General features: G+C 38.8%; 15 protein-coding genes. 7 read left to right on the top strand and 8 right to left on the bottom strand.

Annotated elements, in window-relative coordinates:
- Positions 1–13 precede the first annotated feature (13 nt).
- A complete protein-coding gene (locus tag PSI23_RS11565) occupies positions 14–1,996 on the top strand; it encodes an autotransporter outer membrane beta-barrel domain-containing protein (RefSeq protein ID WP_273555232.1) in 1,983 nt (660 codons plus the stop codon).
- Between the two features lie 85 nt (positions 1,997–2,081).
- On the opposite strand, the gene ychH is transcribed toward PSI23_RS11565, so the two are convergent.
- Positions 2,082–2,357, bottom strand: coding sequence for a stress-induced protein YchH (ychH, locus tag PSI23_RS11560; RefSeq protein WP_273555231.1), 276 nt, complete (start codon positions 2,355–2,357; stop codon positions 2,082–2,084).
- 347 nt (positions 2,358–2,704) lie between these two features.
- Between ychH and pth the strand changes: the two genes are divergently transcribed.
- Together pth and ychF are read left to right on the top strand one after the other, a co-directional pair.
- The gene (pth, locus tag PSI23_RS11555) at positions 2,705–3,295 is read left to right on the top strand and encodes an aminoacyl-tRNA hydrolase (protein WP_273555230.1); all 591 of its coding nucleotides are present in this window, start codon (positions 2,705–2,707) and stop codon (positions 3,293–3,295) included.
- A 112-nt stretch (positions 3,296–3,407) separates the two neighbouring features.
- Entirely contained in the window at positions 3,408–4,499 is a 1,092-nt protein-coding gene (gene ychF, locus PSI23_RS11550) for a redox-regulated ATPase YchF (RefSeq protein WP_273555229.1), read from the top strand.
- Between the two features lie 107 nt (positions 4,500–4,606).
- On the opposite strand, the gene PSI23_RS11545 is transcribed toward ychF, so the two are convergent.
- From PSI23_RS11545 to PSI23_RS11535, 3 genes are all read right to left on the bottom strand, one after another.
- Entirely contained in the window at positions 4,607–6,070 is a 1,464-nt protein-coding gene (locus PSI23_RS11545; protein ID WP_273555228.1) for a M60 family metallopeptidase, read from the bottom strand.
- Between the two features lie 264 nt (positions 6,071–6,334).
- A complete protein-coding gene (locus PSI23_RS11540; protein WP_273555227.1) occupies positions 6,335–7,723 on the bottom strand; it encodes an amidohydrolase family protein in 1,389 nt (462 codons plus the stop codon).
- A 165-nt stretch (positions 7,724–7,888) separates the two neighbouring features.
- Positions 7,889–8,347, bottom strand: a complete 459-nt coding sequence (locus PSI23_RS11535) for a DUF7823 domain-containing protein (RefSeq protein WP_273555226.1) — start codon at positions 8,345–8,347, stop codon at positions 7,889–7,891.
- Between the two features lie 374 nt (positions 8,348–8,721).
- Here PSI23_RS11535 and PSI23_RS11530 point away from each other — a divergent pair, with 374 nt between their 5' ends.
- The 3 genes from PSI23_RS11530 (at position 8,722) to PSI23_RS11520 (ending at position 11,101) form a co-directional block, all read left to right on the top strand.
- On the top strand, positions 8,722–9,654 hold the full coding sequence (locus tag PSI23_RS11530) for an AraC family transcriptional regulator (protein WP_273555225.1): 933 nt from the start codon (positions 8,722–8,724) through the stop codon (positions 9,652–9,654).
- 136 nt (positions 9,655–9,790) lie between these two features.
- Entirely contained in the window at positions 9,791–10,369 is a 579-nt protein-coding gene (locus PSI23_RS11525) for an NAD(P)H-dependent oxidoreductase (RefSeq protein WP_273555224.1), read from the top strand.
- A 552-nt stretch (positions 10,370–10,921) separates the two neighbouring features.
- Positions 10,922–11,101 (top strand): hypothetical protein, encoded by a 180-nt coding sequence (locus PSI23_RS11520; protein ID WP_273555223.1) that lies wholly within the window; start codon positions 10,922–10,924, stop codon positions 11,099–11,101.
- Between the two features lie 252 nt (positions 11,102–11,353).
- On the opposite strand, the gene PSI23_RS11515 is transcribed toward PSI23_RS11520, so the two are convergent.
- Positions 11,354–12,184, bottom strand: coding sequence for an alpha/beta fold hydrolase (locus tag PSI23_RS11515; protein ID WP_273555222.1), 831 nt, complete (start codon positions 12,182–12,184; stop codon positions 11,354–11,356).
- A gap of 451 nt (positions 12,185–12,635) precedes the next feature.
- Between PSI23_RS11515 and PSI23_RS11510 the strand changes: the two genes are divergently transcribed.
- Positions 12,636–12,881, top strand: coding sequence for an FAD-dependent oxidoreductase (locus PSI23_RS11510; protein ID WP_273555273.1), 246 nt, complete (start codon positions 12,636–12,638; stop codon positions 12,879–12,881).
- A gap of 163 nt (positions 12,882–13,044) precedes the next feature.
- Here the strand turns inward: PSI23_RS11510 and PSI23_RS11505 are convergent, their stop codons facing one another.
- From PSI23_RS11505 to PSI23_RS11495, 3 genes are read right to left on the bottom strand one after another with little or no spacing between them, the layout of a single operon-like run.
- On the bottom strand, positions 13,045–13,449 hold the full coding sequence (locus PSI23_RS11505) for a hypothetical protein (protein ID WP_273555221.1): 405 nt from the start codon (positions 13,447–13,449) through the stop codon (positions 13,045–13,047).
- 5 nt (positions 13,450–13,454) lie between these two features.
- Complete coding sequence (locus tag PSI23_RS22960) at positions 13,455–17,585, bottom strand: Ig-like domain-containing protein (protein ID WP_273555272.1); 4,131 nt, start codon at positions 17,583–17,585, stop codon at positions 13,455–13,457.
- A gap of 14 nt (positions 17,586–17,599) precedes the next feature.
- Positions 17,600–20,524, bottom strand: a complete 2,925-nt coding sequence (locus PSI23_RS11495) for an inverse autotransporter beta domain-containing protein (protein ID WP_273555220.1) — start codon at positions 20,522–20,524, stop codon at positions 17,600–17,602.
- Positions 20,525–21,094 lie beyond the last annotated feature (570 nt).

Here is a 21,094-nt window from a genome sequence, read left to right as displayed (position 1 = left end):
TCAGGAGAACGATATGAAAAAGGTACTCTTTTTAGTATCAGCTACAACTGCATTATTAATAAATTTCACTTCTAATTCTTATGCCTATGACAATGTATATGTTTTCGGGGATAGTTTGAGTGATGGTGGGAATATCGGAAAATTCACAACAGATGGAAAAAACGCTGAACTATATGATGAATATATAACTAGAAAACTCACAGGCGAAAAACTAATGCCATCTGGTAAAGGCGGAACTAATTATGCCTACGGAGGCGCTACAGCTAATGGTTCAGGTAATCCAATCTTAGACTTTATTTTTCATCCCACAGAAAAGCAACTCAATGATTATTTAAAAGCACATTCTGAACAGGCTGATCCTAATGGTGTGTATATACATTGGGTCGGAGGCAATAATATATCTAATGCTCTGGAATATTTAGCGAAAGGCGATAAAAAATCTGCACAACATCTTATCAATGACGGTTCTGAATCAGCAGCATCGCAAGTTAATCGGCTTCTTAAAGCTGGCGCAGGTTTGGTTATTGTACCTAATGTCCCAGATGTTGGAACAACCCCCAAAATTCTGGAAGAAGTGCTTAAAATTTCGTTGGAGAAAAAGAAAGTCCCTGAGGAAAAGATCGCTCAAACCCTGAAACAAATTCATGAAGCTATTAACCAGTATCCTACGCCAAATACCGAAATCCGGAATCAAATTATCGAAGGCGTCTTTAAAAAAATTGCCGCAAACGCATCTCCCCAAGATCCCCAAAAAGCTAAAGAAATTTACCACCAATTACATGATGTTTACGATAATGTCAGCAAAACTGCCTCCCAACTTTCTGACAAATATAATCAAATTGAAGAAAGCCGACTCGGTAACGGAAATATCCTTCGTGCCAATATCAACCTTCTCTTACGAGAAGTGATTGAGAACCCGACTATTTATGGTATCTCCAATACCCTGGGTTATGCCTGTCAACAAGGTAAAACGGCTATGCTTTGTTCTTCTTCCGACCCTGAATTTGATAAAAGCCAAGCATTCTTATTTTCCGATAACTTCCATCCGACCCCTTATGCACATCATGTGATCGGTCAGTACATTATGTCGATCTATAACGCTCCGCTACAGGTGATGACATTGAACCCTATCAATCGCATTCCAGTCAAAGTCGCCCTATCCTCACTTGACAGCCACTTGCAACAATTACGCAATCGTCATAAAGAACAAGGTAAAATTGGTGTATTCGGCGGTTATACTGGCAATCACAATAGTACCCTTACATTGGGGAGCGATTATCAACTGACGGATAATTTGCTATTAGGGGCAACAATTTCACGTTATAGAGATGAACAAAATGCAACGCCTAATTTTAATTATGCGGCGACAGGCCATGTTATAACAGCTTACACTCTATGGAACTACTATGACCACGGCTGGCTAAGCGGTGATTTCCATTATTCACGCACCAATTACGATAATTTGTCACGTTCCATCCAACTTGGTCAGGCTACACGTAGGGAATCAGGTTCAACGATGGGTAAGCAGTGGGGTTGGCGTATTACGGCAGGCTGGGATATCCCTGTCACCCGTTATCTGACCACCAGTCCAATCATCCAATACACTTGGGACAAAGGGAATATTGATAGTTATCGTGAATCTGGTAACAGGAGTACTGCCATGCATTTTGGAGATCAACACTATCATGCCAGAATTGGCTCGTTGGGCTGGCGAGCAGATACACAATTAGGACTTATTAATCCTTATGCCTCTATCCTGTTTAAGCATCAATTCAATGATGAACACTATGCTCTTCGCAGCGCGATCAATTCCACCCAAACAAGTTTCGTACAACAGGGGAAAAAACAGAAGAGGGATCGCGTTCAATACACTGTCGGCATCAATGCCAATCTGACCAATAATCTTCATGCATTTGCGGCTGTATCACATGAAAAAAATGATAATGAGCCAAACCATGACTATTACTTCAATCTCGGCCTCAATGTCAGATTTTGATATGCCAATACTTTCACAAGCAAAGGTAAGGCGGTAGCAAATTGCCGCCTTACCTAAACCTACTGAATTTTAACGTCTAAAATAATTACGGATGTCGATGTTTCTTACGACGATAACGCTCATCGTAATTTTTCAGCCACCAATATCTATCAGTAACCTGTTCCCGACCACCAATCCTGGCGCCTACCAGCCAAATAAATGCCCCAACAAACAATCCCATTAATGAGATACCTGTAAGAAATTCAGACTGACCAAATTTGAAAATATGGCTAAGCAATACATAAGCCAGACTAGCAAGCATTGCCGTCATTCCCGTTCCCATGAGAATATTGCCAAAAATAAAAGCCTTTTTACGTCTCATAAACAACCTCCAATACTTTTTGTGAACGCTAATTTGCAAACACAACGAACTCAAAAGCACGAAAGTAGACATCTTTCTTCATGTATTAATTATAGCCCTATCATATAAAAGGTTATTGCGGCAATGATCACAAGATGTACAAATTTAAGCCTAATTTTTTACATTCCACCAAAATAATATTTATTAAAAAGGACAGTCTTATCGGAAATAGTCAGAGAGATTAGGATTAATGCATCCGGTAAAACAACGAGTTGAAAGATAAGGCTATAATGAATTTTGTACTCAAGCTTTGAGATAGGTAAACTATTCCCCTTTTTTGTTCAATTGCCAATAAGCGAACCTAAACCGTGAGTAACATAAAATTAATCGTTGGCCTGGCAAACCCCGGGGCTGAATATGCACAGACCAGACATAATGCCGGAGCATGGTTTGTCGATTTGTTAGCACAACGTCATAACCAGTCCCTGAAAGAAGAGAGTAAATTTTTTGGCTATACCGCCCGCATCAACATAAATGGGCAGGATATTCGTTTACTGGTGCCAACCACTTTCATGAACCTCAGCGGCAAATCTGTCCTTGCTCTTGCTGGATTTTATCGCATTCAACCGGATGAAATTTTGGTTACCCATGACGAGCTGGATCTACCGCCCGGCGTGGCAAAAATGAAACTAGGCGGCAGTAATGGCGGTCATAATGGCCTGAAAGACATTCAAAACAAATTCGGCAATAACCCTAACTTCCATCGTCTGCGTATCGGCATCGGCCATCCGGGCGATAAAAACAAAGTTGTGGGTTTCGTCCTTGGTAAGCCCCCTGCCAGCGAACAAAAACTGATTGACGATGCGATAGATGAAGCATTGCGCTGTACTGACATCCTCATTAAAGAAGGTATGAACAAGGCAATTAACCGCCTGCATGCCTTTAAAGCCAGCGCCTAGCTGGGAGTGCGTGGCGCAACGGGCTATTGCGTGTATAATAGCGCCAATTTTGTATAACTTACCGACAAGCATATTGTTCGTTGGTTTATAAGTGATTTAAGGTGATAAATATATGGGATTCAAATGCGGTATCGTTGGCCTGCCTAACGTTGGGAAATCTACATTATTCAATGCGCTGACCAAAGCAGGTATCGAAGCAGCAAACTTCCCGTTCTGCACCATCGAGCCAAACACAGGTGTTGTGCCGATGCCAGACCCACGTCTCGACCAATTGGCTGAGATTGTTAAACCACAACGCATACTGCCAACCACCATGGAATTCGTGGACATTGCTGGTCTGGTAAAAGGCGCTTCAAAAGGTGAAGGTTTAGGAAACCAATTCCTGACCAACATCCGTGAAACAGAAGCGATCGGTCATGTGGTACGCTGTTTTGAAAACGACAACATCATCCACGTTTCTGGTCAGGTTGATCCTGCTTCAGATATTGATGTTATCAATACAGAACTGGCCCTGTCTGATTTGGATACCTGTGAACGCGCCATCCAACGTGTACAGAAAAAAGCCAAAGGCGGTGATAAAGACGCTAAAGCAGAACTGGAAGCCTTGGAAAAATGTCTTCCTCACCTTGAACAAGCAGGTATGCTGCGCTCTTTGAATTTGAGTGCAGAAGAAAAAGCGGTTATTCGCTACCTGAGCTTCCTGACCCTGAAACCAACCATGTACATCGCAAACGTCAATGAAGATGGTTTTGAGAATAACCCACACCTTGAGATCGTTCGCGCCATTGCGGAAAAAGAAGGCTCTGTCGTTGTTCCCGTTTGTGCGGCCATCGAATCCGATATTGCAGAACTGGAAGATGCTGATCGCGAAGAGTTTATGGCGGAATTGGGTCTGGAAGAGCCGGGGCTGAACCGTGTTATCCGTGCTGGTTATGAATTGCTGAACCTGCAAACCTACTTCACTGCGGGCGTGAAAGAAGTTCGTGCCTGGACTATTCCGGTCGGTGCAACAGCACCACAAGCTGCGGGTAAAATCCACACCGATTTTGAAAAAGGCTTTATCCGTGCTCAAACCATCGCGTTTGATGATTTTATCACTTATAAAGGTGAACAAGGCGCGAAAGAAGCTGGCAAAATGCGTGCAGAAGGGAAAGACTATATCGTTAAAGATGGCGATGTGCTGAATTTCTTGTTCAATGTCTAAATCATTTTTCTTGTCTTAAGACATTTTAGAATGTCTTATCGAGACTGATAAAATCCACGCAGTTGCGTGGATTTTATCAGATGGCTCATTGCTATGTAATTTGATGTTTATAGTGTTGATTTTGGAAGATTAAGAGCCTTGATGTCATCACGGGTTTTCTTATTAATAACCCACTCCCAACCGGTAAAGAATTTCGTCAAATCAAAACCTGAAATCAGGCTTGCACGTAAGGCAAACATGTTAATTTTCTCTTCTTCATTGGCTGTATTCTTCAACGGGTGGTGCCGATAATAGCGGTGAAGCTTACGATAAAAGTCAGTCCCCAATCCTTTCCTCAGTTGCTCAAACATTACCAGTCTTATCCAGAGCATTTTGTCATTTTTATCTTCATCTGAACTCTCACTGTTGAAATTATGATTAGGAAATTTCTTGAGTTCCTTGAATTCCTTCGCAACTTCATTCCAGATTAGACCGTTATCCATTTTTTTGTCTAATAGAGAAGGAAAACCTAATAGCGATTGAACATACAGAGAATAAATATTAACTGTGGTTTCTACGACGGGTTCCCAAAGCCAATCATCCTGTTGATAATGATGGCCAATTTCGTGCCATACCCCCCAAGCGGATGATAATCTGTCCGGGTTAAGTACATCCAGTGAACTGTCTCCTGGCATACCTATCATGTATTTTTCCGCATACATATAAGCATTACCAATATTTTTTGATGTGGAAAAATTATCCTCAATAAAATGAACTTTAAGCGGAGATGAGCGATCTTTATTATCGCCCTGAGCCGATAAACCAGAGATATCATCGTAGGCATTTATGATACGTTCAATTTTACTTAGCAATACTGCCGGATCTGCCTTTGCAGAACGATTATAAGTCTTTCGTGTTACGGTAATTATGCTTCTGCGATCGGTTATCTCAATAAATGGCGACTGACTGTATTTCTTTAACATATTTCGCCATTCATTGAGTGTTGTCTGACCCGCGACATAAAAAGGAACAGTTTCACCGCCCTCAATAACCTTAATCGACGCTTTCGCGGAGTTTAGTGTCTCAGAATAAGGCAGGGCATAGCGAAAATACATCATCCCACTCGCAGGAGATGTAAAAGTACTGATGTTATCCTTTGAGGATATGAGAATAGAGTTAGTAACCGAATTATCAAACATCTCTTCCGATGTCTTGGAGACAGGGAGCATCGGGGAACCAAAAAAGATCGCAACAGTCTTCGCTCCGGTTAACGATAGGCGAATAGTTTCACCTTTGCGGACATATAAGCCGGAGGAGAAATAATCTGCCAGCTTCATCGTGCGTAGACGCTCCGATTCTTCAATGGCGAAAGGCAAAGCGGGTAATAGATAGCGTTTCTCCACATTGTTTAAATACGCATTGTTTAAATACGAATTGTTTATATATGAATTATTGTTCCCCTTTATGCTGGCCCAGTGATTTTTATCAGTCACATTATCATTAATGGATTGTTTTGCTTGTACGTTCCTTGAAATTAAACAAAACATAAAAAGGAAGCCAAAACGTAGCATATTGTCAGTGATATTTATCATAATTTTCTTCCATAAATGGTAAGTATGAAATTTTCGTGGCCCGCCATTAAGTAACCACATTGATTATCACTTGCCAACATTACCCTTAGAATCTGTCTATATCAACAAATTTTAATCGACCATTAATAGGCTGATTAATAAAGAAAAATCCTATAAACCCATAACAGATAGCAGTATACGGAGTGGAGTTTGTCACCTTGAACGAGGTCAATTGACCCAGAGTTATTCAATAAAATCCACGCAACTGCGCGTGGATTTTCTAACTTATACCGTTTTCTCCACACTCCCCCACACCATTTCCCCTTTATGAAACGTCGCAGTCCGTGGCGAAATACGCGCCACTGCTTCGGCGGAACAGGAAGCATCCACTAGCACAAAGCTGGCATCATCCTGCACTTTAGGCCATACACGTTCGCCTTTATCATTAAGTGGCAACACATCACCGGTGGCAATTGCTAGCGCGCGCGATAACATTTGTTCGTTCGGATGAACATATAGCTGTGCGTACAGGTTAGCTTTTTCCAACATGTCACCCAAACCATACGGCGACCAGTGATCAATCACACTATCGGTGCCGGTCATCACAAATACACCTTTATCGCGTAACTGTTTGAGTGGCATATGCAGCGTACCAATAGGCACAGTCGAAGCAATAGTCACCTGCTGTATAGCCATGCGGGCAGCTATCTCATCCACCTGCTGTTCATTAAGAGTCGCCAGCGCAAAGGCGTGGCTGATGGTCAGTTTGCCTTTCAACTGAGGTGTTTTTTCCACAGTTTCTACCATGTAATTAATCGCTGCTATGCCTGCCGGACTGGTTTCATGCAAATGAATATCCACCTCTTTGCCGTGATCCAGTGCAATCTGGAACATTGTATCGAGGGATTTTTCCATTGAGTCGTCAACATTAGCTGGATCGAGACCACCCACATAATGCGCCCCCATTTGCATTGCTTCACGCATCAATGGCTCCGATTTAGAAAGTAATAAACCGTGTTGCGGAAAAGCCACAATTTCGCAACTGAAACCAGATTGGCGACGCGCCAGCACTGCTTGCAAGTTTTCGAGATTTTTCAGACCAGAAACTGGTTCAATATTGCAGTGGCTGCGGGCAATAGTAGAGCCTTTCGACTGGAGAAGATCAATCAGCTTTTCCGCGCGTTCTTGAGTATACGGTTGCAGTTCTGGCAAAAGTTTCTGCTCTAGTTTGATCATGTCCTGAATCGTGGTGCCTGCGGGTCGGTTAAGGGCACGCCACGGGCCACCATAAAATGTTTTATCCAGATGAATGTGCATATCCCGCATCGCCGGAAGCATCAGCTTGCCACTCGCATTGTAACGAGGTAGTGTGCTGTCCGAATACTGTTTGTTCTCACGCAGAGCAACAATTTTTCCATTGTTGATTTCCAGCGTTTTCAGCTCAGTAAGCGTGCTGACAGTTTTCTGCCCCTCAAATACAAACCCTGACTCCAGCAAAACGTTATCCAGATAGTAATGTTTATCGGTTATCTTCGTAGAATCACTCGCCTCATCATTTGCTGTAGCTGACTGAGCAGCATATGCGACAGGGCTGATTGCACCAAACAGCGCACAAGCAGTGACCATTTTGCCAGTCTGACTTAAGAACTCACGACGGTTTTTATTTTCGTTCATATTTTTTCCTTTTCAGATGTTATATTCACTTAATTCGGGGTCCAAAAATGCTGGTATGGATTGATAATAATATTATTGTTAATTACAACAGACTCTTTTATATCATTGTCCAAATATGAAAAAGGCCACGCATTAGCGCAGCCTTGGATTCAATGTAAGTTGTAGTTAACTCCAGTTAAGGTAAAAACGCTTGGTTTCCCCTATTTGCTCCCTTTCCATTACAGCAAATAATTTCATTACATCTGTTCCACTTGCGTTAGTGTACGTAAAACCAAGCGTAATCGAAGAAGCTACAATGATACCGCTACCAATATGATAGACCACATCATCGACTGTTATATCAAGTTTTTTTTCAGATAATTCTATTATAGCATTTTCATTTTCTTGAGGAAATTTCATTTCCATAACCATATATATAGTAGGATTATCAACACTACCTTGCGATGAAAGTCCGAACGACGATATACCTCCGATCACTGTATTATTTTCGATTATATTTAAAGCGCCATAGCCATCCTTCAAATACCCCAACTCTTTTTCAAAATTTTCAGGCATTAAAATTCCTGGTTTAATATCAAAAGATAACATGTAACCTTTAGACTCTGGTTTATTAACTTCAGACATAAATTCCTCACTTATTATTCGTTAAAGTTCAAGGTAATTTCATTCCTCTGTCAAATGACCAACTCACATTACTTATGTCAACTTTTTATAGCAACATATCACAATCATTCAGAGATTAATATACGTTAAAATATGGTTATTCATTATAAAATAAATTCATTGGTCTAATGAACAATTAGCTGATTTGTAAATTCAAAGTTTGCTGCTCATGAAAACTTCATATAATTAGTAAGGTTTATTTGAAAATACATCCTCCACAATTCTTGCCTAATCCTCCAATCAACCGCTGTTATTGATACAAATTTCCACCGTCTAGCGATATGCTGCATAACGCACTAATAAACATGATTTTTATATAAATAAGGAAATAGAAAATGAATGCATTGCATCACCAATCCGATAGAGCAGAAATCGCAATCCAGTTACAGCTATTGGCAGGAAAAATGGCTAAGTTAACACGTCCTAATACTCACGCGCTAAAAACAGTGATTCCTCAATTGACGCTCTGCCATTTGGAGCAGCCAACAGATCCGATAGGCCAGCTGTACGAATCCAGTATTATGGTTATTGTCCAAGGGGCTAAACGGGTGACAATTGGAGATCGTTCTTATTGTTGCGATTTTCAGCAAATTATAGTGACTTCGACAAATATCCCTACCATTACCCAGATTTGCACCGCATCTAAGGAAAAACCCTTTTTAGCCATGATGTTGCAACTCGACATACAAGAAGTTTCAAGATTAATGGTTGAAAATAAAGTTATGATAAAACATCAAGCGCAGGATACATGCGCATTAGCTATAACCCCTGCCACCGCTGACTTATTGAGCTGTTTTAATCGGTTATTAGAAATATTGAACACACCAGAAGATATTCTCGTCCTCTCTCCCTTGATACATAAAGAGATCATCTATCGACTACTGAAAAGTGAGTTAGGGGGGCGTTTACAACAAATGGCTTCTCAAGAAAGTCCAAGCCACCAAATCAACCATTCGATTAAATGGCTAAAAGAACACTTTGCCGATCCGGTCAAAGTCGAGCAACTTGCTCAAATCGCCAAAATGAGCCCCTCTTCTTTTCATCACCACTTTAAAGCTGTTACCTCTATGAGTCCATTACAGTACCAGAAGTGGCTGCGTTTACACGAAGCAAGGCGAATATTGCTGACACAGCACTACAATGTATCAACCACCGCATTTCAGGTTGGTTATGAAAGTACTTCCCAATTCAACCGTGAATATAATCGCCTTTTTGGAGAACCTCCTTGCCGAGATATCAAGCGATTGCGGGCTATCCAAAAACAGTAAATATAAAAAAATAAATACAGAAAATAGATATTACTGGAGGATCAGGCAATGATTAGCAATAAATAGGCACCCACTCAATCAAAATCAGTTTTAAGATAATCCGTGATTTATCAGCGGAATAAAACAGAGGATTATTATGGGCAATATTTTAGTGATCAATTCAGCAAAAGATTTTGGCGAATCGAAAGGAGAACTCAATAATACCTTAACCGAAATTATTAAGGATCACCTGACAGAGATAGGCCACGATATTCAGGTAACGCATGTAGATAAAGGTTATGACATTGCTGCCGAAGTTAATAAATTTCATTGGGCTGATAGTGTGATTTACCAAATGCCAGGCTGGTGGATGGAAGCTCCGTGGATTTTAAAAAAATATGTTGATGAGATCTTTAGTGCTGGTCACAGTACTTTATTTAAGGATGATGGGCGAACCCGCAATAATCCTGCCAAAAAATATGGCTCAGGTGGTTTGGCACAAGACAAGACTTATATGTTTTCAGTCACCTGGAATGCGCCATTGGAATCATTTGAAGATCCCAATCAATTTTTTGAAGGAAAAGGCATTGACAGTGTTTACTATCCTTTTCATAAAGCAAACCAATTTTTAGGTATGTCGCCATTACCAACATTTGCTTGCCACGATGTAATAAAAAACCCACAAATTTTGCAGGATATTAAACGATTAAAAAAACATTTATCAGAATTTTTCTAAAAATTTATTTATTTTCTATATCCAGTCACTTCTGTGTAATAATTTGGAATATAAAATCATATATATCCACTTGTATATCAGGTGGATTCTTGCTTCTTATAGTATTAATCCCAAGATTCACATAATAAGTGCAATATTATTCATTCCTCCAAAAAATAACATGATCAATTATCACATAAGAAATAAAATATTTTATTAACACCTCCAATAGATTAAATATATCAAAAAATTATTTACATCTCTTCTGTCACCACTTTTTTCGATAAAAAAATGAGGAAATACTGTTACTATTTCGTCAACACATTATCAATACGATGAAAAAACCAATAGCCAAAATACAGAACCTTTGCAAAAATTAGCATGTTGACGTTAACGCTATCTACATAGTTAATTTTTTTGATTGAAAGTAATAGATACAGAGAACAGAGTGCTTTTTTAACATTATATGCTGTTAAAAAAAGAATAATTTTCTATCCGATATCAGAAGTGGAATTCATATTGAAGTGAATCCTTTCAGATAACCAGATGCACATCTATATAAGGTATGAAATTATGAACAGAAAACTAGTTGCTTGTATACTTTCATTAATCATAGGAACAACCATTGCAGCAAATGCAACTGCAATGGCTTGCAATATGTTAGCTGAACCACTACAGCCTGCATGTAAAGCTGTATGTGAAAAAATACCTGGTGATGGTGCTTTAGGCTTACTTAAAGCCGCTTGTATCTAATCTAGTATTATTAGAAGGATAAATGGCATATATCCAGTTTATTTCATTCAGCACTGGTTGGTACATTACCCCTTACCAAACCTGCATTCGCAAAACAATAGATATATGCAAATAAAAATAAGGATATTCTTTAATAAAGAATATCCTTACCACTAGATAGAATTCAACAGATAAAATTAAACTATCAAACAGATAAACCACAACTATAATTTTCACAACTATAATTTTCTCAAGCTACGTAATGAAGACGCTTCATTGAAAACCTTTAAGAAAATCAGCCAAAATTGGATTAAATAACTCGGGTGACTCCAAGAAAGGTGCATGACCAACACCAGCCAAATTAAATACCTTCCCTTTCCAAAGATTTTGGTAATTCAGTCCATTAATATAGTCAAAATTAATATATGGGTCATCTGCTCCATTAACGATTGCTAACGGTATTTTACTGGTTTCAGCCAATAATTTTTGATCAGTTGCCTGAGGAGAAAGAAAGGCTTCAAACATATACTGCCGTGCCAATCCATCTGTTCTTATCACCGCTTCAACAATCAAAGGATCATGGGGAGCATTGATCCCATAGGTATCAGATACAAAATTCTTGATGTCTTCCTCCGTAAACTCTGCTTTGCCGGCAAGCCCCACACCAGGGCGAAAACCAAGAGCCACGTTATCTGCACCCACTGATACTGGCGGAGTACCGCAAATCATTAAGCCAATCATCTTAGGAAATAAAGCCAACATTTCCAACCCAATATGACCACCTAATGACCAACCAAAAACCACTATTTTGTTAATACCTATTTGTTCCAATACCTCAATAATCGTGTGTGCATAACCAGGCATTGAATATGCTTGACGTGGCTCGCTGGCATTTGATGACGAACCATGTCCCGGCAAATCTAGTGCCAAAACTCGATACTTTCCTTTTAACTGGTTAATCTGATGACGGAATACTTTTTTACAACTTGAATTGCCATGAACTAAAAGAACAGGCAGCCCATTACCTCCTGTATCTATTACCGAAACAGATGCATAACGGGTTTTAATATCATAATGATCAATATCATTGTGTATAGTAGCCATTATTCTATCTCCTCTAGATAAATATGAATTTTATTCATAAAGCCTGATTTTTTTATTCTCTGCAAGATTATATAGTGCTCTTACTTCACTTAAAATCTATCAGTTACTTCATATTTTTCGTTTATTTTTTCATACATATAACACTCCTATCACAATTTTCAATATTGAACTCTGAACTGGATATGTAATGCTGTGTAGAAAATAAGAACAATGAGGAACATCCTAAAAATGTATGACGTGATTATCATTAGTGCGAGATTAGTCGTCTTGGCTCTGCCCTGCAAGAACAGCACTTGCGCTTGCTGATATTGGATAAAGAAAATGGCCTATACCCAATGGATTTCAAGATGCGTCGCGGCGGCAAGGGAGCGAATCCCCGGGAGCATAGATAACTATGTGACTAGGGTGAGTGAGTGCAGCCAACAAAGAGGCAACTTGAAATACGAAGGGTATATATTACGACCGTTGCGATAAGGTGATTGTTGCCACGCAACTCAAAGAGCTATCTTTGCTGGAAAATATCTATCAGCGAGGGTTGAAAAACGGCTTTGAAATCAGTCTACTTTCGCAAGCCCAGCTGAAAAAGCACGAGCCTTATATCAATGGGCTTGAGGCAATCTTGATGCCGGATGCAGGGATCGTACATTACCCAGAAATTGCGGCAAAACTGGCGGAAATAATTCAAACCAGAATTTGATTATCCTTATTATCCTTATATCTATTACTATGAGTTAATGATTAGCTTTTTTAAAAATTCATAAAGGATATGGGTTTTTAAAATAAATTAGCTATATAATAGAAGTGAGCCTTATAGCTCACTTCTATTATTAAGGAATAATAATTTACGATTATTTATAACCTTAATATTCTCTAGTCCAAATGGTATTTTTATTTAATATACCTTGACCATCTCCATTACCACCAAACCCATATCCCTTCTTATCACCACCCACTGATGCATATTTGTATTCTTTTCCTGCATACTTAATAAACACTTTTACTCCATATCCTTCTACATGATCACTCCAACATCCGGTACTAATAATCGCAACTTTGACTCCCACAGGATTATTTGTCGGCGCCCCAAGATAAGTAGTCTTCGAGATATGATCAAACACGGTTTTTTTGACCGCATCCTCACTATCCTTATCAAGATAGCTAAAATAAGAATTTTCAATACGTTTATTACTCGCTTCATAAAATAATTCCATTGGAGAAAGTAATACCTTGTTTCCAAAATCTATTTTACTGTTTTCAGCCATCATAACCATTACATGATGTGGGTTACCCAACACAGTTTCTTGGCAGGAAGAATCCCAATAATTGCCCTGTAATACAGCAAATGCTTAAATTTTACTACAGTTTCAATGATGAAAGCAGACCATATTTCATCTGGGATAAGATTCGTCACAAAAATCTTTTGGGACAATTTTTTCGTCTCAAATTGTTCGAAACCTTTAGCAATTAATTTTATCTGAAGGTTCTTTCCATAATATTCAGGTTTAGAATTAAATTTAGTAGATTTTGATTTTATCGGAGAAGATATTTTATAATCCTGATTATCAATTACTTTTCCAGATAGAGTATCCACTAACTGTACACTTACATGATATGTTGGTTTATATTTATTTGAATAACTGACATTCCAATTTATAGATATTGTGTCGTCAGTAAAGACCGGTTTCCAATCTCCTGCTGAGAATACCTGTCCTTTACTAGAATATTTGAGTGTTCCCAGATTTATGTCAGGTTTATCATATAATTCCACATAGTAACTATTGTAATTAGACTTATAATAATCATTTTCGTCAACATGTAGCGTCATTTTTGCTGCACCAGCTGCTTTTCTCGTCCAAACTCCATTAGTTAATACTCCTATGATGCTTTCATTGCCACTTTCCCAATGCCCTTTAGCATATTTAGGCAACACAATATCTTGTTTTATGCTTCTTTTCCCATTTAATCTATCTACTATTGTAGAACTGGGAAAACTGATATTCACTTTTCCTTTCTTCAATAAATATGTAATCTTGGTAGACGATGCCTTAAATTGTTCTGTCTCTGGCGTACTGATGGTTATCATAGCAGTTCCGGGTTTCACTGCCGTAAGATTGCCATGTGTATCCACTTTCACCACATTATTGGCAGAACTGGAAAATTGGCTCAGTTTCAATAAATTGTCATAATCCACATCATGATTCTCGAACTTGATTTCAGCCTTGCGACTTACTCCATCATTCCATACTGCAACAATTTGTATATCCCGGCTCTTTAACTGAGGAGCAGCCCGTTCTACCGTCAACTGATAACTCGCATCCGCCTTGTTATACTGCCCATTGGTTCCTGTTTGTACCGTAATGGTTGTTTTACCCGCTTTTCGCAATGTGATATTCCCGTTGTCATCCACATCGGCAACGTCTGGTACTGAACTTGTCCACATCTTACGTACATCGTGTGGTAAATTGTGTACTTTTTGGGATTTCGTATAGTTTTTGGTGTAAATTACCATTACATCTTTATTATCAAAACGCAAAGCTGGCGTAATAGCCCCTACGTTGATAACTAATGTATTCCCTATTTTTTGCCCATTAACCTCAGCCTGAAGTTCAACCACTCCTTTATTGCTTGAAGTCGCTGACGCGGTATAAGTACCATCGCCATTATCTTTGACCGAACTTACGCTGAAACCATTTAGCTTCTTCGATAAGTCGATTTTGACGTTTTTCCCACTAATAGGATTATCATATTGATCTGACAAATTAACTGTCAGTACTGCTTCTTTCTGTTTGCCAGCTGTACCAATCTTCGTCACATCTGTCACAAATGTCGACTTTCGCATGTCAATGGTCGATGAAGTCACCGTCAGCTCTGGCATGTCCTGATGTGTATTTCCATCCAAAGAGGCTTCAAGAATGAATTTTCCAGCACTAATGGGCTTAATGTTCAGCACGGCGATACCTTGCCCATCAGTCTGACTAGCTGATCTCGGTTTATACGCCTTATCATAGGCCATGTCTGATGGTAATCGCCATGAAACCATCATGCCTTCCAATGGGTTATTATTGGCATCAATGACTTTTACAGAATATGTAACGAGAGTGCCCGCCTCCATTGAACGCTGACTAAGAGTAAAGTCAGTCATCTTTTTAGACTTTCCATCGCCAACAAAGGTAAGAATCGGTTTCCTGACTAAATCCACCCCATTAACCGATACGGTAAATTCTTCATTACCTATTTTCGTCCCTTTAATTGGAATATGGTATTCACCAGAGTGAACATTATCTTCAACAACTTGTGGAGAAATATTAATACCCTTCCCGTTTTGAGGAATTACCCGAATCTCAGTTGATCGGTTAGGTATCACATTTCCTGATGTATCATACAATTTCACAATAAGAAGCGTTTCGTCATTACCATCGGCAATTATTTTAGATTTAGATAATATGACTGCGGAGTTTTGTGTATCTAACTCACCAGCGGTAAATATCACGGCTTGCGTATAAGATTTCCCACCTGGCAGATTGACCGTCACTTTAGCCATGCCAGTTTTATTACTAATCATTTCGACTTTGGCCATACCTTTATCATCCGTTAATACACTCGCCGCACTTAATACACCTTCACCTTCAACCGACCAATAAGTAGGGACATCTTTGCCTAACGGATTACCATTTTCATCCACCAATGGAATGGAATAATTTACTGTTTCATCAACAGCCACACTATCCCCATCTTTAAGAAGATCGTTTCCGCCTTGTTTATTTACAGTAAATGGATTTTGCTCATCAACCGCTTGGGGCTTTGTATGATCAGCCACAATCTCTAATTTGACGGGATGGTCAATTATTAGGGAATAAGCATTAGAATCAGCATTAATAGTAATATCCGTATGACCTACATTTTTGGCTTGAATATTAGCGACATAATCTCCCAAACTATTTTTCTGAAACTGAGGTGGATTAGGCGTGATACCTAAATCATTTGTATACTCTAATGCTATATTTCCTATTATTTCTGTCAGTAAATTGCTGTTTATATCTTTAGGTGTAAACGTAATCTGAATCTCTTCACCGGCAGCCGCAATATTTTTTGAGATATTCACTAATGAATGTGATTTTGACAGTGCCCCAGCAACAAATCTCGCCTGAGTTTGAGCGGTTTTCTCTCCACTGCCCAATACCGCAGTAACTTGTGCACTTCCTGCCTGTTTACTCGTCAATGATATTTCTGCAATACCATTTGCATCGGTTTTACTCAATATTGAAGACAAATTCCCCAATGTGGTTTTCCAGCCGACAGCAACATTAGGCAGTGCCTTATTTCCGTTATTATCTTGAAGTTGAGCTTTAATAACGACACTACCCTTACCATCTGCATTAACAGAAATAAATTGTAAGTTGTTTGGGTTATTAGAACCTGCTTTCATCATTGTGACAGATGCCAGTTGAGCTGTTGTTGCATTGGCAACAAAACCTAGCGTTGCATCAAAATAGAGTTGTTTTGTTACTTCAGCATGGCTTATTACTTCAGCACGGATAGTAGCCAATCCTTCCTGCGTCCCAGAGATAGATACCGTATAAACACCCGGTGCAGATTCCTTTTGATTATGGAAAATAATGCCGTTGGCATCCCCCGAAATAACTGAATATGAAATTTTGTTATTCTGGTTAGGAACTAAATTACCGTACTGATCTTTAAGAACCAGCTTCGCTTCTGCCTTAATTGTTCCATTTGCCACAATGGATTGCGGCAACAATGTAAATTGGCTTTGCTTTTGCGTACCAACTACATCGGCATTTTTAGAATCCGGTTGAATGGCGGTAAAAGTCACCGTATGTTTTGCTTTGGCTTCATTCATAAATATCGCTTCAATAACGATATCTCCAGCCTGCGTACCCGAAATAACTGTACTCGCCTTCCCTTGTGCATCAATCAGGCTTGCAACAGGATTCAACTGATTATTTTTTTCCGAAGAACGCCAAGTAATATGCTTACCAGACAATGGGTTATTATTTACATCAATAACCGTTGCAATCACTTTAATCCCATCATAGCCATCCGCTACAGCTTCGCTTTTATCACTGATGAGCGAAACTTTTGCAGTATTCCAATCCGCAGCCGCATTGACTTGAATAGCTTGAATATTATGCGTCCCATCACAGTTTTCGTAAGTTGCCGTCACAATGATTTCACCCGATTCAGTAGATTTCAGTGTTGTTTTTGCGGCCCCATTTTCATCTGTAATACTTGTTTGATTAACCACCGCCCCATTTTTATCAGTTGTCCATGTAACTTTGACTCCTTTCAAAGGATTACCGTTTTTATCAAAGACTTGCGAAGTTAACTCCACACTATCTTTACCATCTGCAACAAAGTCTTTATTAGGATTTTCTTGTTTTATTTCAGCGACTATTCCTATGGAAGCATCTCCTTAAACTTAATAGGTTCTGAGGTGCTTGAACTTCTCTCTGAACTCTTATTCGTACTGGCAGTGATTCTTACATCGAAAGCTTCTGTACTCGTCACTGTAGCAAAGGCGATCCCATTGTCATCTGTATCAGATTGTGAACTTCCTAGCCTAACTATATTCCTGTCTCGATCTGATTCCCAATAGATTGTGACCGATGTCAGTGGGTTGCCATTTTCATCAACAACAAAAGCTTTGACAGTAACAGGTGTTTTACCATCTGCAAGATAGTTACCCTCAGGATCAGGCTGGTTTTTACTCTCATCCAGCTCAACTTTTAACACTTTGACCGTCGCTTTATGCCCGATAAACGTCATTGGAATCTCAACCTGTATAGCGCCTCTCCCCGTGTTAATAGTCGCTGTCACCGTTGTGGTTCCAGATTTTGTGCTGCTTATTGATGTTTCTGCCACTCCTTGCTCATTTGATTTAACTCTTTCCTCTGTAATACCCGCCTGATTATCAGCGTGGAAAATCACCTCTACATTAGGAACTAAGTTACCCGATTTATCTGTCACTATTGCTTCAATTGGATATTTTGTTTGCCCATCAGCAACAAAAGTATCGCCTTCGGTCACAATAGATCCATCTGGATGCATAAGTTGTAAATTGCCCTCTTCAATACGTGCTGTTTTTTCGTCTGGTGTAAATACAACTTCTACAGCGTACTCTATACCTCCTACGTTAACCGTAACTGTAGTCATCCCTGCATTGGTATTTGTCACCGGCATCACTAATCGGCCATTCACATCGGTGGGGCCTTCTCCTTTAATATCAGCGCCATTGTCTGCATTAAATGTGACGACATAATCAGGAATTGGATTACCAAACCTATCAGTTACAGTCATTTCTATCTGGTTAGGAGTGTTACCATCCGCCGGCACATTTTTCTGTAAAATATTCAATTGGCCGGGTTTGATTTTTGCTGTTTTTTCATCCGCTTTAACCACGATATGTGCTGAAGAAAAAATAGTATTTCTCACCGATAGGGTCAGCGTTAACGTTTCAGTACGCGTACCTGCTGTCACCGTGGCAACATATTTCCCTGCTTCAATACGCTGAAAAGCTAAAACCTGAGTAGATACGACGGTTCCAGTAGCAATAGATTTCTTTGCAGTAGCATTCCGAGAAGCAGGAACCTGAGCAGGCAGGCTATCTGGTGTTTTCTGCTCTGATTCAATGTTAATATTGATTTCTTCAGCATTAACATTAACAGGCAAATTCCGTTTATCTCTAATCTCTAACGTTATTTCTCTGGTACTTTTGCCATCTGCGGGTAACTCAATTTTTGTCGGTGATAGTGTGCTTTGAGTTTTATCTATTGCCGCAGAAGAAACGATAACCTGAAGGTAAGCCCGATCTGAATAATTGCCTTTTTTATCAATAGCAACAGCAGAGACTTTGTATATATTATTAGCCTCTTGACCATATTGGTAATTTGGCAGCAAAATACGGTAATTATTCTCCCGTTTTTCAATAACCTTGCCACCATTAGCTGTCAATAAAGCAAAATCCCAATCAATGCGCTCAAGACCATATTTTGAAGCTATAGCAACCTTTAATGGCTTCTCTTCACCAGCGTAACCCTCGATCACTTCATCTAATTGCAATCGAATTACTTCTTTTTTCTGATATTCCAAAACGATGTTGTTATTTCGCTCAACAAAACTATAACGATTACCAGATAATTTACGCAAAGAAGAAACAGCATCAGTTGAAATTTGTTTCAGCCACGGGATACCAATTTGATAATTTATTTGAAAATTCAATTTTGCATCATTTTTACCGGATTTACCTTTCCGTGTCTCAGCACCAATAGTGATCAGAGGTACTGGCGTATAAGTAATACCTGCTGTAAATGCATGGGGTTTTTGCTGGCGATTATCCTTACCAAATAACGCCGCCTCATTGCCATAATATTGTTCATAAATCAATTTTGCACCCAACTGAGGATATTGCGGTAAGTATCCCTCAGCCCGAATATCCCAGCCATTAGCTGGTCGTTCACGATAATCCTCAAGATCAGAGGAATCTTTCCAGCTACTGATTCGCATATAGCCATTTGCATTCAATTTTAAATAATCACGCCAATACTCTATTCCTAAACCAACGCGGGAATGGTGTCGTGATAAATCGTAATCAAAAAATACGTTATGACCAAACATATAATCAGAAGTGAAATGACGCCAGCCAAAACCCACATTAGCTTGCGTTCTGCCATCTGTTCTGTGAAGACTGTTTTGATTAAAGATAAGATTTTCCTTTTCATCCCATAAAGGAAACAGCAAATCAAATTGAGAACCTTTAAACGAAAAATTCTTATCGGTATTCAATTGAATACGGGCATTACCAAATTGTTTAACCCATTGCTCAATTTCATTATTAGCTTTATTGACGAGGGCTGAGCGAGCAAGAACCATCGCAGAATCAGTGCTTGGGTTATTCTTCAAAAATTGCCCTGTTTGTTTTGCAATATCAGCAAGCTGCCTTTCTCTCTCCTTTGATTCATTTTGATTATCTGACAATTTCAACCATTTTTTAGCTTCGGGCAAAAGAATACGTTCTCCTGGGATTAATACTGTTTTTCCTTCAAATGGTACCAATTGATGATTGAGTACTTTTATTTCATCGACTGTTAAATTGTGCTTTTTAGCAATATCATCTAATGTTTCATTCTGTTGAATGATATACCATCGGCTATCTTGTTGAAGCTCTGAACTTGGTTGGACTTGACTATTCGCATTAGCAACCATGACAGAGGTTAAACTTCCTGCAATAGGGAATAATGTTTGCAATGCAATATTAAACCATGCAACACGGCGAATAAACCCTCCACGTTTCATGTTTGTTTCATTTATATTATCTTTATCCATATTTGAATTCCAACAGATCATTTTAGTAAATAGATTAATTCATCACAAATTCAAAAAATTATGACTATTACTTTTTAATCATCTATTTGGAAAACTTCAATATCTATAATTCACTCAAAATTAAGGTCTATTTTATTTACCCCAATATCCATAAGAATAAATTTACAAATAATTATATTTATCCCTCCTATCATTTCACTTAACACTATCACATAGTAAACCTGCATTACAAAAACATGCATAAATACCTTAACAATGATTCATGGGAAAAATGAAAGGTTATTTCAAAATTAATAAAAAACCACATCACATGTGATAGAGCTTATATTAAATGAAATAAAATAATAGATATAATATTTGTAAAGTCGAATTTATCATACAAAAAACAAATACAATTAAATGTAATTATAGTAATGCATACAACATATAAAAAACAAATAAAATAAATCATTTTGATAATTCTTGGATTCACATATTAAGCGCAACACCGTAATGAACGAAGTAAATGAGTGGGTACTCCTTTAAATAACTCATTCGGTGTTTTGTAATCTCGTGTTTTACGAGGGCGAT

Source organism: Xenorhabdus yunnanensis, from assembly GCF_028598805.1.
In the GTDB taxonomy this organism is placed as follows: domain Bacteria; phylum Pseudomonadota; class Gammaproteobacteria; order Enterobacterales; family Enterobacteriaceae; genus Xenorhabdus; species Xenorhabdus yunnanensis.
Note: the sequence above shows the minus strand (reverse complement) of the source record. Positions and strands in the feature narration are given on the sequence as shown.

What these genes read in the sequence shown, in the direction of transcription:
- PSI23_RS11540 (WP_273555227.1), bottom strand. Translation starts at nt 7,723, where the DNA reads ATGAACGAAAATAAAAACCGTCGTGAGTTCTTAAGTCAGACTGGCAAA.
- ychF (WP_273555229.1), top strand. Translation starts at nt 3,408, where the DNA reads ATGGGATTCAAATGCGGTATCGTTGGCCTGCCTAACGTTGGGAAATCT.
- PSI23_RS11520 (WP_273555223.1), top strand. Translation starts at nt 10,922, where the DNA reads ATGAACAGAAAACTAGTTGCTTGTATACTTTCATTAATCATAGGAACA.
- PSI23_RS11505 (WP_273555221.1), bottom strand. Translation starts at nt 13,449, where the DNA reads ATGATGGCTGAAAACAGTAAAATAGATTTTGGAAACAAGGTATTACTT.
- PSI23_RS11495 (WP_273555220.1), bottom strand. Translation starts at nt 20,524, where the DNA reads ATGGATAAAGATAATATAAATGAAACAAACATGAAACGTGGAGGGTTT.
- PSI23_RS11535 (WP_273555226.1), bottom strand. Translation starts at nt 8,347, where the DNA reads ATGTCTGAAGTTAATAAACCAGAGTCTAAAGGTTACATGTTATCTTTT.
- PSI23_RS11545 (WP_273555228.1), bottom strand. Translation starts at nt 6,070, where the DNA reads ATGATAAATATCACTGACAATATGCTACGTTTTGGCTTCCTTTTTATG.
- PSI23_RS11530 (WP_273555225.1), top strand. Translation starts at nt 8,722, where the DNA reads ATGAATGCATTGCATCACCAATCCGATAGAGCAGAAATCGCAATCCAG.
- PSI23_RS11565 (WP_273555232.1), top strand. Translation starts at nt 14, where the DNA reads ATGAAAAAGGTACTCTTTTTAGTATCAGCTACAACTGCATTATTAATA.
- PSI23_RS11515 (WP_273555222.1), bottom strand. Translation starts at nt 12,184, where the DNA reads ATGGCTACTATACACAATGATATTGATCATTATGATATTAAAACCCGT.
- ychH (WP_273555231.1), bottom strand. Translation starts at nt 2,357, where the DNA reads ATGAGACGTAAAAAGGCTTTTATTTTTGGCAATATTCTCATGGGAACG.
- PSI23_RS11525 (WP_273555224.1), top strand. Translation starts at nt 9,791, where the DNA reads ATGGGCAATATTTTAGTGATCAATTCAGCAAAAGATTTTGGCGAATCG.